The organism is Clostridium sp. HGF2 (genome assembly GCF_964240115.1).
Classification (GTDB): domain Bacteria; phylum Bacillota_I; class Bacilli_A; order Erysipelotrichales; family Erysipelotrichaceae; genus Clostridium_AQ; species Clostridium_AQ innocuum.
This window is the reverse complement of the sequence record NZ_CAXSSO010000010.1, coordinates 110,612-125,469: the sequence shown is the minus strand read 5'-3', so window position 1 is coordinate 125,469 and position 14,858 is coordinate 110,612. Positions and strand designations below refer to the sequence as shown.

Genomic DNA, 14,858 nt, shown 5'->3' with positions numbered 1-14,858 from the left:
GCTACTTCCCACGAAACTGAGGCAGATATTCCTTATGCGCCTCAATCAGCTCGTCTACTACGATATTTGCCAGATGATCACTTGGACACAATGGGTTCATATTCAATGCCGTTACTGCCAAATCGCGGTTTCCTGTAACCGCAGCCTCAACAACCATACGCTCAAATGCCTTGATCATATGAATCGTTCCGGAAATCGTCGGCTTCATTTCCCCGGTAGCCAGCGGCTTAGGCCCATCCGCAGTAATCATGCACGCAACCTCAACAGCGCTATCATCCGGCAGATCACTGATACAGCCGTTATTCTGTACATCCACATATTGGATATCACGCTTATCCGTATAGATGGACGCAATCAGATTGCATGCCGCATCGCTGTATTTTGCACCCCCGCGCATCTCCAGCTGCTTTGGTTTGACATCCAGCTGCTCATCCTTATACAGTTCAAACAGCTCCTCTTCCACACGGGAAACGACCTCACCGCGCACATTGCCCTTTGCGAATTGTTCCTGTTCTTCCTCCAGCTGTTCCTTTGTGAAAAAATAGTAATTATGATATGGGCATGGTATTGCATGCAACCCGCGGATAAAGGCAGGGGAATATGGCAGGGATATGAAGTTTTTCATTGCCAGAACATCCTCCGGCTTTACATTCGCATAGCGCTCTACAACCTCATCCATCACACTCATGCCGTCAAGAAACACATCTGTCGCAAAGATATGGTGATTCACTCCCTGCAGCTGCATGGTCACACGATGTTCCTCTACCCCGAGGATATTGGCGATACCGGCAACCATATTGACAGGGACATTGCACAATCCGATCACTTTTTTGAAATCCGTATAACGCAGAACAGCTTCCGTAACCATACCTGCCGGATTTGTAAAGTTAATCATCCATGCATTCGGACAAAGCTCCTGCATATCCTTTACAATATCCAGTATGACCGGAATCGTACGGAATGCTTTAAACATTCCCCCGGCCCCGTTGGTTTCCTGTCCAATCATCCCGTGGGATAAGGGAATCCGTTCATCCAGAACACGTGCCGGTAAACGACCGATACGCATTTGTGTAGTCACAAAATCCGCATCCTTTAATGCTTCTCTTCGATCATAGGAAAGAATCACCTTCATCGGCAATCCTGCCTTTTTCACCATGCGCTGAGCGAGAGCACCGATGATTTCCAGCTTTTCTCGTCCTTCTTCGATATCAACCAGCCATAATTCACCGACCGGCAATTCGTCGTAACGTCGAATAAATCCTTCGACAAGCTCGGGCGTATAAGAGGAGCCGCCTCCTATCGTCACGATTTTCACAAGATCTTTCTTCATCTCGTCCTCCTTAGTGGTATATACCACTGCAAAAGCATTATAACATGAGAATCCCCATCCGTAAATGAAAAAAGATACCGTTTTCATTTCTATATCGCTTTTTTTGCGAAAGTGTTATTTCTATACAGAAACGTATCCGTTTGTAAGGTTCCTGTTCAATTGCAGGTAGCTTTAAAGCATACAGACGCAACACGATTGTATTGATCAATAGAAGTTGAACATACATCCTGAAGTAAGAATGAACCGGCTGTAAAAGCAGCTGTTCTTTTCCATGCCCTGCAATATAAAAAGGAAGCTGATCGATTACTATCGCTCCCTTACGTTTGTTATGCTCCAGATTTTCCTATCAGCTCGATAGTGTATACTTATTTCACTTCTTTACCCTTCAGTCTGTCTTTTAAAGCATCATATGTATCACATTCCAGAATATGAAGAATTGCATCCTCAACCTGATGATCTGGCAGTGTATCTATCCAGTCATCCTCCTTGCCGTATTTGTGTGCTATTTGTGATTTCAACAATGCTCTTTTCCCTTTTTCCAGACCCTTTTCCATTCCTTTTTCGATACCTTTTTCGATGCCTTTTTCCAAACCTTTCACGATACCTTTTTCAATGCCCTGTTCAAGCCCTTTCTGAAACCCCTTCTCAAGTCCGAGCCTTTCAGCCTCTGCTGTCTGCTCTCTCAAATTGGCCTGTACTGCTCGCTCTGCAAATTCAATGGATTCCGCCCAGCTGAATAATGAGCCATCCTCGCGCATCTCATTATATTTTTCCATAGCCACATTCACCATCCTTCTCTTCATGTTTAGTATAGCATCATCCGGATTATATGCAAGCACATAGCAGAAGGTTTCAAACTCCGTCAGGTTCTCTATGCCTCCGACCTCCTTTACACGCTGCCTGATCATCGGTAAAAACACAATCGCACGATGCAGTGTACCGTTGGGCTCCTCCCGATTATCCTCATCCTTTACCGTGTAGTGTCGAATCATGCGCCCTGTGTCCTTTGGCATTGCAAACATGAAAATAATCTGATAAAACGGCTTCAGCTTTGTGTAATCATCCCCCTGCCTCAGCTGTCTTCCGACCAGGCGGTAGCCATACTGCTGAAAACGCAGCTGTTCCTCCTTCGTATACCCGGATACCTGCATCTCCAAATCATAAAGGTGACCGGTTTCATCCTCCAATACAACATCCAGAACCGCTCGTTTTCCGAAAAAGGCTTCCGGCAGTAGCTCCGGATTCAGCACCTGTGTCTTTTGAACCTTCAATCCGTAAATTTCTTCAATGATTTTGCTTCTCAGCATGGCAGAGCCTGCATCCTCACCAATCAGCATATACTTGAAAAATACATCATTGTGAAAGGGAATCGGATACTCCCTTTCCTTCGATTTTTGCATATGTATCATCCTCCTTTTTTCCATATACACTCTTATATACGTATGGAAAGGGCAAAACTCCTAAATTTAACATGATATTTTTTGAATATTTTACAAGCTCCTGCTTTTTGGGGGCAAAAGTCGGGTTCATGTAAACAATAACGAGGTGCTCTACAGTCGTATGAGAATTGAAACGACGGTACACTTCGTTTTACCGGTTCATATGCTCACACATGTCTGCAGCGATTGTCTCATAGCTTCCTGATACTCCCCTATTATCTCTGCTTATACACAGACATTTATGACTTTATTATGTCCGTTATACCGTAAAAAAAGAACCTGTTACGGCTCTTTTCTGTTATTTTACCATTTTTTCAAATGCATCCTTGGCTGCCATCTGTTCCGCCCGCTTTTTCGAAAAGCCCTTGCCGCGTCCCAGGTTGATATCATCCAGCATAACAATAACCTCAAATTCCGGCTTATTGCTTGGTCCGGAAACGTTTACAGTTTCATAATGCACCGTCTTACGGGAATCCGACTGTATGTACTCCTGCAGCTTCGTCTTATAATCAATCACCTTTTCACTTTTCGGGCGACTGATGGCAGGTGTAACAACTGCAGACAGAATACTGTCGATTGCCTCCATGCCCTGATCCAGAAAGACCGCGCCAAGCAGTGCCTCAAACATATCCGCCAGAATGGAATCCCGCTGTCTTCCACCCGTCTTTTCCTCACCAACGCCAAGCATTAGATATTTTCCAAGACCCAGCTGCCGGTTGTATTCCGCCAGTGCCTCCTCACAGACAAGCTGTGCGCGCAGGGTTGTCATCTGCCCTTCACTCAGCTCCGGCTCCAGCAGAAACAGCTTCTTTGTCGTCCATAGCTGCAGTACGGCATCTCCCATAAATTCCAGACGTTCATTATCATGCGCATAGGACTTATGCTCATTCACATAGGAGGAATGCACAAGTGCCTGTGTAATCAGCTTTTTATCGGAATAAGCGATATTCTGATTCTTTAACCATTCAAATATTGTATCCATTACGTAGTATCTCCTCTTGTTTTCCTGTATATTATACCACTAATCCAGATATGTGGCACTCCCAACTGTATGCTCAACATACATTTTTATCTCTTCATAGCCGCTTGTGTCGAGATGTGCAAGAATTTCCGCTGCGTCCTCACGCGCGACCTCCAGAATATTGGCATCCTGAATCACATCTCCCAGAATAAAGCCCGGTACACCGCTTTGTCTGGTTCCAAGAATATCGCCGGGACCTCTGAGCTGCAGATCCGCACGGGCTATCGCAAAGCCATCTCTTGTCTGTTCGCAGATTTTCAAGCGCTGCAGGGAATCCGGATCCTTTGTACTGCTTAATAAATAACAATATCCGGGACGTGTTCCTCTTCCCACCCGGCCCCGCAGCTGATGAATCTGTGAGAGTCCGAATCGGTGCGCGTCGTAAATCACCATGATATTGGCATCCTTCACATCCACGCCAACCTCAATCACTGTTGTGGACACAAGGATATCAACCTCCCTGTGAAGGAAGCGCTCCATGACCTCATCCTTTTCCTGTGTATTCATTTTCCCATGCAGCAATGCTATGCGATAGCGCCGCCCCAAAGATGCGCACATCCCTTCATAGATATCCGTCACATTGCGCATATCCATATCCTCATTTTTCTCAATCGCGGGACATACCACATAGCACTGATCCCCTTCATCTATTTTTTCCAGCACAGCTTCCAGAATCGGACTCATGGAACGACTGGATATCAGCTTTGTCGTAACCGCAGAGCGCCCCTTTGGCAGCTCCTGAATCGTGGACACATCCATATCACCATACAGGGAAATCGCCAGCGTACGGGGAATCGGTGTTGCACTCATCAACAGAAAATCAACCTTTTCCCCTTTTTCCAGCATTTTCTTTCGCTGGGCAACACCAAAACGGTGCTGCTCATCCGCAACCACCATACCCAGATCATAATATTCCACATCATCCTGAAACAGGGCGTGCGTACCGACCAGAATATCGATTTCATTATGCTTCAAGCGCTCCAGTACATCCTTTTTCTGTGCCGGCTTCAGGCTCGAATACAGCACGTCAACGGTAATGTCAAAGTCCGAAAACAACCGCTTCAGATTTGTGAGATGCTGCTTGGCAAGAATTTCCGTGGGTGCCATGAAAACCGCCTGCTTATGTGCCAACACACAGGCATACAGGCCAAAGGCCGCCACCATCGTCTTTCCACAGCCGACATCTCCCTGCACCATGCGATACATCACCTTGTCACTGGATAAATCCTGTAAAATTTCCTCAACCACCCTGTTCTGGTCATTTGTCAGGGTAAAGCTCAGGGAATGCTTTAAATCCATAACGTCCTCCATGGAGAATTGCTTGGCACTCCCCTGAACCATTTCCGTGTCCCTGGCCTTTAACGCCTGCATGCTCAGCTGAAATTTCAGGAATTCCTCATATTTTAAATGCCGAAGGCTCTGCTTCACCGCCTCCATACTGGCTGGGTGATGAATGAAATACAAGGCCTGCTTTCTGGGAATCAGACGATATTTCTCCAGATACGGCTTTGGAATCACATCCGGAATCTGATTCTGCAGGGCCTGCCATGCCTTATCAATATAGCGGACCAGCTCCTTCTGTGTGATCCCCTCACGAACATTGTATACCGGATGGATGCCCAGCTGCTCTTTCATAGGCTTAAAATTATACTGCAGCGCCGTGACACGGCTTCCTCCGTCATATTTGCCGATAATCGTGATTACCTTCCCCATCGTAAAAGCCGACACCCAGGGGCGGTTAAACAGCGAAACATCAAGCTCCTCATCCTCCAGCATCACCTTAAAGCGGGTAACACTCTGTTTTCCCCTGAAACGGATCACCCTTGCCCGATTCAAAATAACCGCCTCGAAGATGATCCTGTCTTCCTTTTTCCATGTATCCCGGGGCTTCGCCTCCAGATGTTCATACCGGAACGGATAACAGGTCAAAAGATCCTCTGCCCGCATAATCTGCATACTATGAAGAACCTCTGCCTTTTTTTCTGATATACGCAATGCTTTTAATTCCATGTCCACGCATCCTTTTCGAGTGTTATTATACCATGAATCCGGCATTCTTTATAACCGGAAAGCAAAAAGGATGAACAAAATCCTTTTCCAACGCGATAAACAGCCTTTCTTTGGAAAACAGGTGTTATGATGTCTCTTCCAGATGGAATGCCCTGCGATAAAATGCCAGCATATTTCTATACGAGGTAAGGCGTTTTTCATCCTCCCCTGCAGCTGCATACTCTGTATCCGCCATATCATGAAAATACTTCATTGTTTTTTCATCGATGGAAATAGAATCAAGCGGCCATCCCGGTGTGCGCTGCTCATGCGGCGTGTCACAGAGATAAAAGGCGAAGTCTCTTGCCGTTTCCATATCCTCCATATACGTATAGATGTGCTGTTCATCGTACACAACGCAAACTCCGTTACGGTAGGCGGAAAGCAGGCGTCCACCGAAATCTGCGGCTATTCTGCGATAATAGCTGATCATTTCCTCATCATTTAATTCTCTGCCCTGTACACGGCGAACATGTGTTTTCGGCTGCAGCGGGTCATCCTCTTTCAAATCGAGGAAATACAGACCACCGCCAAAGGCAACGGTCGGTATCCGGGCAGAGCGATAATAGGCAAGCGCCTTGATCTTTGCATTTTCAATTGGTGTCGCACCATCCTCTTCAATCCTTACTTGAAGCTGTAAATCCTGCGGTGTCACAAGCTGCACATCATATGCCTACAGATAACGCTGTACAGAGCGTACCTTGTTTCTGTTGGTTGTTCCTACAAGTATATTCATACACCCTGTACCTCTGTTTTATCCAGTATTTTTTTACAGCACGCCTTGAATTTCTTCCCGCTGCCGCAGGGACACGGTTTATTGGGCTTTGCGTCCTTATAAGCGCTGGTATCCAGTGGTAGCTGAACTTTGTTTATCCGGGTATCCGTCAAATTCTGTTTATATGTATCCCTCTTCCCATATTGCTTTTTCCATTGTATGTAGGCACTGTCATCACCGGTTTGTTCTGCGATATCCCGTGCAATATCCAAAAACATCTCCTGAAAAAAGCTGTCCTGCAGCTGTAGTCCACGTGTAATCATATCATAACAGGCATCATAGTCCCTGCGCTGCCACAACTGTGTCAGCCATCCATACAAAATGTTGGCATCTTCAGGATAGTGTTTTATTAAACGATTATAACACGCATCACAGGCTTCCTGATCCTCATGCATTTCATAAATATCCGCATAGGCGCGTTCATAATTTCCTTTCGTTATGGAATCCAGATCCACACTTCTCAAAACATCCACAAGTAATGCCTGTGACCATGGATAGGAGCTTGCATTCATCAGATGCATATCCAATTCATTTAACAGATTTTCAATCTCATAATAGTTTTTATCTGTAGTTGTAAGCTTGCGGATATCCCGTGTTCTCTTTTTCTTTAAAAGCCTTCTAAGATTAATGACAAATTCTGTCATCAACGGAAGTGCTTCTTCTTCGGTGTTTGTAGATGCCAGCTCCTCTATGGTTTCCATTACCCGGGAAAGGGTGATGTCCTTTTCCTCATGTGCTGCATCTTTAACAATGTTCATCATAATGAATTCAACAACCGAAGAATTGGTCAAAAGCTCTAATTCCGGAAGCTGTTTATCCGCTTCCAGCAGTTCCTTTACAATACAGGCTTCAGCAGCCTTCATCCCAATACCCTGCTCGCTCAATTTCGTAGCATACTGCTGAAAACATGATAATTCTCTAATGCTTTCTTCTTTCATACACTTTTTTCTCCTCTCTTATGTTCTGTGAAGCGTAGGCGATAGCTGCAATGCTTACACAGCTCCTCCACGACTTTATGCTGCGCAAAGCCCGCTTTCATCTGTTCAGCACGCTCACTGTCAAGAATAGAGGAAAACGAGCGCGTAAATATATTTCCAAGTGCCACATCTCCTCTGGAATCCAGACAGCAGGGTACAACAGTTCCATCACTCAGAATTGCACACATCTGCATCATCCCAAGGCAGCGCCCGCAATCGGATACATACGGATGCTGCAGGGACGGCCATTGAAATACCGATTCCAGATTTAGATGCAGATGATCTCCCACATCCAGCCGCATACGCTTTTCAAATTCCTGCGGATGCGATATGTGATAATGCCGGGCAAGTCGCTGCAGCAGCCTTGTGCTTTCACCGGATAGCATTCCGTTTTGTACACTCCACAAGCGATAGCTGATATGTACACCACGCTGGGCAAGCTCCTCACACACGGAGAAGACATGCTCCAGATACTGTGGCTGCTCATGCTCGGGAAAGCTATGCAGGGACACATTGACCTGCCGCAGTCTGCTGTTTATAAGAACATCACGACATGCTTTCAGCAGAGTGCCGTTTGTTGTCAGATTCACCTGCATTCCCTGCTCATCACAAATCTGCAAAAACGTTTTCAGATCTGGATGGGACAGCGGTTCTCCCAGCACATGAAGATATACATGCCCGGTGTATGGCTTGATTTCTCTGATGACATGTGAAAACTGTGCAACTGACATCCTGCGGGGTTTTCTTTGATTTTGTATGCAGAAGCTGCAGGACAGATTGCATGTATTCGTTATTTCCACATATATTCGTTTAAACTGCATTCTCTTCTCCTTTAGAAAATTTCTTCCTTGATAATCGCATATTCATCCAGCGTGTATACCTGCCCTGTCTCCATAAAACGCAGACAGACATCCTCTTTATATGCCTGATATTCCTTTTCCTCCGACAATCGTTGCTTTCGCTTTTTCCTATGTGATTTCTTTCTTTTATTGTTCGCCTGGATTTCTTTCATCCTGTTCCTTGCAAAGGCAATCTGTTGCCGGGTTATTTCGATATGGTATTCGTTCAGTGTCTTCAGCGCCATTGCTTCATTCACGGAATATGTTTTCATGACGCGAAACAGCAGATCCTCTTTTGTTGTATCCCTGCACAATTTTCGTATTTCCCGTTCCTTTCGCAGCTGCCGTTTTCTTCTCATCTTCTCTTTTTTTGCTTCCTTTGGTGTCAAAGCCTTTTTTATTTCCTCGTTCATATCCTATATTATAACGGAATTCACGTGATATCTGTATAGCAAATAAGAAAATTAACTGATTTCAATCCATAATAAAAACAGATGAACACCCGGTATCTGCAGGGATTCATCCATTTTCATATGCTACGTTGTTCTCAAGTATTAAGACGCTTTGGGCAAAATCAGATTCAGGATAATGCCGACAAGCGCAGATAACGCGGTTCCCGAAAGGGTCATGAAGCTTCCCACAGGAAGTATTGCACCGCCAAGACCGATGACGAGCATGGCAGAGGCGATGACTAGATTGCGCTGCTTTCCGAAATCAATCTTGTTATCGACAAGTACACGCAGGCCGTTGCTGGCAATGACCCCGTATAAAAGAATACTCATACCACCCAGTACACAGGCAGGAATCGTTGAGATAAAGGCGGAAATCTTCCCAACGCAGGACAGCAGAATGGCGATGCAGGCAGCACCGCCTGTTACATATACGCTGCTTATTTTCGTCATACCGATCACACCGGTATTTTCTCCATAGGTCGTATTCGCCGGACCTCCGAGGAAGGCAGAAACCGCAGTTGCGATACCATCTCCCATCAGTGTACGCTCCAAGCCCGGATCCTTTAAGAAATTGCGTCCACAGATTTTTCCAAGTACCGTATGATCGCCGATATGCTCGGAAATCGTAACCAGTGCAACCGGAAGAATCGCAAGCGTTTCCGGACCGAAGTACAGATTATAGGTGCGGAAATTTCCAATTTTAAAAGGCAGGATAAAATCAGGAAAGGACAGCCATTTGGCATCCACGACGGCCTGAAAATCAACCAGTCCCAGACAAAGGGATAACACATAGCCTCCGAGAATGGCAATCAGAAACGGAATAATTTTGAAAAAGCCCTTCGCCTTTGTGGAAATCAGGGCCGCAATCAAAAAGGTGACGATTGCGACGATCATGGCACGGGGATCCCCGTCCTTTATGAATTGTGCATTGCTGACAGCATTCGCGGCAAGACCCAATCCGATAACCGCTATCATCGGTCCGATTACGATGGGTGGAAGGAGCTTATCGATCCATTCCTTTCCGATAACACGTACAATCAATGCAACAACTACATAGATCACACCAACCAGCATCAGTCCTGTCTGTGCAGCATCCACACTGCCACCCATCGCCTTGATTGCAATTACCACTGCGCTGATATAGGCAAATGAGCTTCCCAGATATACGGGTACTTTGCGCTTTGTCACAAACGTATAAATCAGCGTTCCCACACCGCTTGCAAAGAGTGCCACCGAAACGGGTAAGCCCGTCAGTGTAGGCACCAGGATCGTTGCCCCAAACATTGCAAATACGTGCTGAAAGCTCAGAAACAGCCATTGCAGAAGCGGCGGGCGATCCCCGACATCCAGAATCATATCCGTTTGTTTTGTATCAGAACATTCCTCTTCGTCCAGAATGAGAGAAACATCCTCAACATGTTCTTCAAAATGCTTCATACATCTACTCCTTTTCAAAAAGACCATAGAAAAAGCAGGCACACAGGACCAGAGTCATATGTACCTGCCAATGGTCAACAGGAGTAGTATACCATATTTTTATGGCTACATGCTACCTCTCTTTGGCTATCCATTTACTGATTTCATTGATAAGGATAATACTGAAGGACATGCCGAGAACCATTGTCCAGGAGGACAGATCCAGCGGAACGGTTTTCAGCAGCATATTGAAGATTGGCAGCTGGCAGACTGCAATCTGCAGTGTGATTCCAAACACCATTGTCAGAATCAGCCACTTATTGCGCATGATTCCAACCTCCAGTATGGAATGTGTACGGGAGCGCAGGTTCAATGCATGGAACAGCTGGGAAATCGATAATACCATGAAGGCCATGGTCTGTGCCTTGGCAGGGCTGACATCCAGACCGTTACGGAAGGCAACCAGAGTAATGGTACCGATGAACATACCGTTCATAATCGTGAATATCATACCGCCGTGCGCAAACAGACTTTCTCTTCGGTCCCGCGGTTTTTCTTCCATGATGAATTTATCCATCGGATCAACGCCAAGCGCCAGTGCCGGAAAGGCATCTGTCACAAGATTGACCCACAGTATCTGTATGGCAGATAGGGTGGAGACAACATGCGGCATAAAGACAATGGCAAGAAACAGCGACATGATTTCACCGAGATTGCAGCTTAGAAGATAAAGCACAGCCTTCTGAATATTCAGATATATATTTCTTCCCTGCTCCACTGCCTCAACAATCGTTGCGAAGTTATCATCCGCAAGAATCATATCGGAGGCCTGCTTGCATACATCAGTTCCCGTCTTTCCCATAGCGATACCGATATCGGCATTCTTTAAACTCGGTGCATCGTTCACGCCGTCTCCTGACATGGCAACGACAAGCTGATGCTTTTTAAATGCGTTGACGATTCGCACCTTATGCTCCGGTGTTACACGGGCATATACACAATAGCTTTGTACATGCTGCGCCAGTGTTTCCTCATTCATTTCATCCAGATCTTTTCCGGTGATCACCTGCTGCTCCGTTTTTGCGATTCCCAGATTGCGGGCAATGGCAAATGCAGTGAGCGGATGATCTCCTGTAATCATAACAACCTGTATTCCAGCCTTGTGGCACAGCCTGATGGAATCCCGTACCTCCTCGCGAGGCGGATCGATTAAGCCGGCAAAGCCTATAAACGTCATTTTACTCTCCACAGCACTTTCATGCGGACTTTTCAGGGAGCGCATTGCTAAAGCGAGAACACGCTGCGCATCACTGCTTACCTTTTTGCTTGCTTCCAGTATGCGGTTTTTCTCATAGCTGCTCATCCGCACGGTTGTGCCATCCATACGAACCTGTGTGCACAAATCCAGTACCTTTTCCAGGGCACCCTTGGTGAATGCCACATACTCTTTTCCATGCTGATGAATCGTTGTCATGAGCTTACGTGTGGAATCGAAGCTGATCTCATTCACTCTCACGTAGGACAGGTCTTCTGCGTCCTTATGCATCCCGTTTTCTTCACAGAACGCCATCAAAGCGGCTTCGGTAGGCTCTCCGAGGATTTCCTCCTTCTGCACGGTTGCATTGTTGCATAAACAGAAGCCGCGCAGCAGCTCCTCACTGCGGTTCTGCAAGGCACCGTTTGCATAGGAGGAAACCACATGCATTTTATTCTGTGTCAGCGTTCCTGTCTTGTCGGAACAGATGACACTTACGGAACCAAGTGTTTCCACAGCATGCAGCTTACGGATAATGGCATTGTTGCGGCTCATGACCTGAACCCCCAATGCAAGTACAATGGTAACGACTGCAGGAAGTCCTTCCGGTATGGCAGCGACAGCGAGAGAAATTGAAAGCAGCAGCATATCAAAGAGGTCTCGTCCCTGCAATACAGCAACTACAAACATCGCAATACAGATACCGACGGAACCGATTCCCAATATTTTAGACAGATGGGCAAGACGCACCTGCAGCGGTGTCATGTCCTCTTTGGTTTCATCCAGCATCCGCGCAATTTTACCGACCTCACTGCTCATGCCGGTGCGTACAACAATGCCTCTGGCCTTTCCATATGTAACATAGGTGGACATAAAGACCATGTTTCTCTGATCGGAGATATTGATTTCCTCATCATATACAAGGGCCGCATCCTTTTCCACCGCTTCACTTTCTCCAGTCAGTGTACTTTCCTCCACCTTCAGATTGACGGATGACACCAGACGCATATCGGCCGGTATGTATCCCCCCACTTCCAGCTCCACCAGATCGCCAACAACCAGCTCCTTGGAGTCGATTTCCTTGAGAAAACCCTCTCTGACAACAAAAGCCTTCGGCGTAGACAGCTTTTCCAGTGCATCAATTGCTTTCTCCGCCTTGAATTCCTGTACAACGCCGATGATGGCATTCAGGATAATCACAGTCAGAATGATGGATGCATCAATATACTCCTTTAAAAATATGGATACGATTGCTCCGATAATCAATATAATTACCATCGGATCCTGAAATTGTTCCAGAAACATCTGGAAGACAGTTTCCTTTTTCTTCTTCAGCAGCTCATTTTTTCCCTGATCCCGGAGTCTGGCGGCAGCTTCCTGTTCACTCAGCCCCTTATCCAGATCACTGTAGGTTTCCTGAACTACCTCCTGTATGTTCATTCGATAAGGCATATACACCCTCCTTCACTACCACAATGTATGTGCCCGTACAGGATATATGTGTGCTTCGACAAAACCTCTGTGAAACAGACAGAAAAAAGTAAGCTCATAGCTTTGGGATTTTTCAAGAAGGAATACAAGCATCATCTAAACCGATCTGCTTTATCCTATATTCATATCCGAAAGCAGAAAGCCATTTGGCTTATAGGCCTTCGATTGTACTCACCCCTAGCTTTATCTGCCCTGAAAGCTTCTGCATAAGAAAAAAAGGACAGCCGCAATGACATGTCCTCGTATTCAGCTCAGGATTGATTTCTTTTTCTGCAGCATCTGCAGCTTCTCACTGAGCATCTCTTCCAGCTCCTCTACAAAGCTGTCCATATCGGATGCATCATGCTCCATAAACAGCTCCAGATAGATACGCTCGCAGGCAGCACGCTTGGTATCATAGGCTACAAAGGAACCGCTGAAGCTCTGCATTTCGGGAAAGCCCTCTACGCAGAGAAAGCCGTTGCGAAGATCTCCGCGAACACCCTGAAATTCAAACTGAGCCGGGCTGGCAAGCACGGTCGTACGCTTCATGGCATCCACAAAGTGCTCTAACTGCGGATGATTCTTTTGTGCTGTACTTACCAGCACAAGATCTGCCGGATGATGCTCCATCCAGCATTCAAAACGATGCAGAACAGCTGTAGCAAACTCATTTCTTGCCAGCATACTGTCATCAATATAATAAAATATCATGATGGTTAACGACGGGAGAAAAAGGATGGAATACCTTCACGGTCATCTTCTTCCAATTCCTGATACCGCGGCTTTTCCTCTGTCTGCACTCTTGCACTTGGCCGGGAAACCGGCTGAGTAAATGCGGATGCCGCTGGAATTTCTTCCTCTTCTTCCTCTTCCTTGTCAAAACCGGTCGCAATAACGGTTACGATGATGGAGTCTCCAAGCTTTTCATTGATAGCAACACCGAAAATCGCATCGATGTCATTGCCTGCAGCTTCCCGTACAAGCGCCATAGCATCCTCTGCGTCAAACAGTGTAATCGATTCCCCACCGGTGATATTAACGATGGCATTGCTCGCTCCGGTAATCTGCGCTTCCAGCAGTGGAGACTGTATTGCTTTTTCGGCTGCAGCACGGGCTTTGTCTTCGCCCTCTGCCATACCGATTCCAATCAGTGCAGAGCCCTGATTTTCCATGATGGTGCGCACATCCGCGAAGTCCAGGTTGATCAGTGCAGGAACAGCAATCAGATCGGTAATCGTCTGTACACCCTGCCGCAGCACATTGTCCGCCGCCTGGAAGGCCTCTGTCAGCGGACGACGGCCAATGACTTCAATCAGATTGTTGTTGGATACGATAATCAAAGAATCCACATACTGCTTCAGCTCGGCAAGACCGTCCTCGGCAGATTTCATTCTCTTCTTTCCTTCAAAGGTGAACGGTTTTGTAACGATACCTACCGTTAATGCCCCTTCTTCCTTTGCAATTTTCGCAAACATCGGAGCAGCACCGGTTCCGGTTCCTCCCCCGAGTCCTGTGGTGATAAACACCATATCGCTTCCCTTGATGGCTTCCCGGATTTCATTTTCATTTTCCTGAGCAGCACGTCTTCCCATTTCCGGATTCGCACCGGCACCCAGACCCTTGGTCACTTCCCGTCCAAGGACAATTTTATTTTCAACAGGAGAAATATTCAGTGCCTGAAGATCTGTGTTGGCAACATAAAACTCCACACCCTTGACACCTTCGGAAACCATGCGGTTTACGGCATTGCAGCCGCCTCCGCCAATACCAAACACTTTAATATTTGCTACCTGTTCAAACTGTAAATCGCTCATCGTTATTCCTCGCTCTCT

The 14,858-nt window shown here is 46.4% G+C and carries 12 protein-coding genes; all 12 read right to left on the bottom strand.

Going from position 1 to position 14,858, the window contains the following annotated elements; translation table 11 throughout:
* Position 1: 1 nt before the first annotated feature.
* Positions 2–1,330: a 6-phospho-beta-glucosidase gene (locus ACESPQ_RS16515; RefSeq protein ID WP_373144556.1), complete on the bottom strand. Its 1,329-nt coding sequence runs from the start codon at positions 1,328–1,330 to the stop codon at positions 2–4.
* A 365-nt stretch (positions 1,331–1,695) separates the two neighbouring features.
* Entirely contained in the window at positions 1,696–2,730 is a 1,035-nt protein-coding gene (locus tag ACESPQ_RS16510) for a PD-(D/E)XK nuclease family transposase (protein WP_373144555.1), read from the bottom strand.
* A 337-nt stretch (positions 2,731–3,067) separates the two neighbouring features.
* Positions 3,068–3,751 (bottom strand): ribonuclease III, encoded by a 684-nt coding sequence (gene rnc, locus ACESPQ_RS16505; RefSeq protein WP_008818916.1) that lies wholly within the window; start codon positions 3,749–3,751, stop codon positions 3,068–3,070.
* Between the two features lie 39 nt (positions 3,752–3,790).
* The gene (gene recG, locus ACESPQ_RS16500) at positions 3,791–5,800 is read right to left on the bottom strand and encodes an ATP-dependent DNA helicase RecG (RefSeq protein WP_109770995.1); all 2,010 of its coding nucleotides are present in this window, start codon (positions 5,798–5,800) and stop codon (positions 3,791–3,793) included.
* 124 nt (positions 5,801–5,924) lie between these two features.
* Positions 5,925–6,494, bottom strand: coding sequence for a non-canonical purine NTP pyrophosphatase (locus ACESPQ_RS16495; RefSeq protein ID WP_373144554.1), 570 nt, complete (start codon positions 6,492–6,494; stop codon positions 5,925–5,927).
* A 77-nt stretch (positions 6,495–6,571) separates the two neighbouring features.
* On the bottom strand, positions 6,572–7,552 hold the full coding sequence (locus tag ACESPQ_RS16490) for a YecA family protein (RefSeq protein ID WP_257334353.1): 981 nt from the start codon (positions 7,550–7,552) through the stop codon (positions 6,572–6,574).
* The gene (locus ACESPQ_RS16485; RefSeq protein ID WP_109770992.1) at positions 7,549–8,412 is read right to left on the bottom strand and encodes a radical SAM/SPASM domain-containing protein; all 864 of its coding nucleotides are present in this window, start codon (positions 8,410–8,412) and stop codon (positions 7,549–7,551) included. Before ACESPQ_RS16485 ends, ACESPQ_RS16490 begins: the two co-directional genes overlap by 4 nt.
* 11 nt (positions 8,413–8,423) lie before the next feature.
* Positions 8,424–8,843: a hypothetical protein gene (locus tag ACESPQ_RS16480; RefSeq protein ID WP_257376916.1), complete on the bottom strand. Its 420-nt coding sequence runs from the start codon at positions 8,841–8,843 to the stop codon at positions 8,424–8,426.
* A gap of 141 nt (positions 8,844–8,984) precedes the next feature.
* Complete coding sequence (locus tag ACESPQ_RS16475) at positions 8,985–10,319, bottom strand: uracil-xanthine permease family protein (protein ID WP_002608463.1); 1,335 nt, start codon at positions 10,317–10,319, stop codon at positions 8,985–8,987.
* Between the two features lie 112 nt (positions 10,320–10,431).
* Positions 10,432–13,005 (bottom strand): cation-translocating P-type ATPase, encoded by a 2,574-nt coding sequence (locus tag ACESPQ_RS16470; RefSeq protein ID WP_002608462.1) that lies wholly within the window; start codon positions 13,003–13,005, stop codon positions 10,432–10,434.
* A 285-nt stretch (positions 13,006–13,290) separates the two neighbouring features.
* The gene (locus ACESPQ_RS16465) at positions 13,291–13,710 is read right to left on the bottom strand and encodes a hypothetical protein (protein ID WP_233105398.1); all 420 of its coding nucleotides are present in this window, start codon (positions 13,708–13,710) and stop codon (positions 13,291–13,293) included.
* A gap of 32 nt (positions 13,711–13,742) precedes the next feature.
* Positions 13,743–14,840 (bottom strand): cell division protein FtsZ, encoded by a 1,098-nt coding sequence (gene ftsZ / locus ACESPQ_RS16460; protein ID WP_002608460.1) that lies wholly within the window; start codon positions 14,838–14,840, stop codon positions 13,743–13,745.
* Positions 14,841–14,858 lie beyond the last annotated feature (18 nt).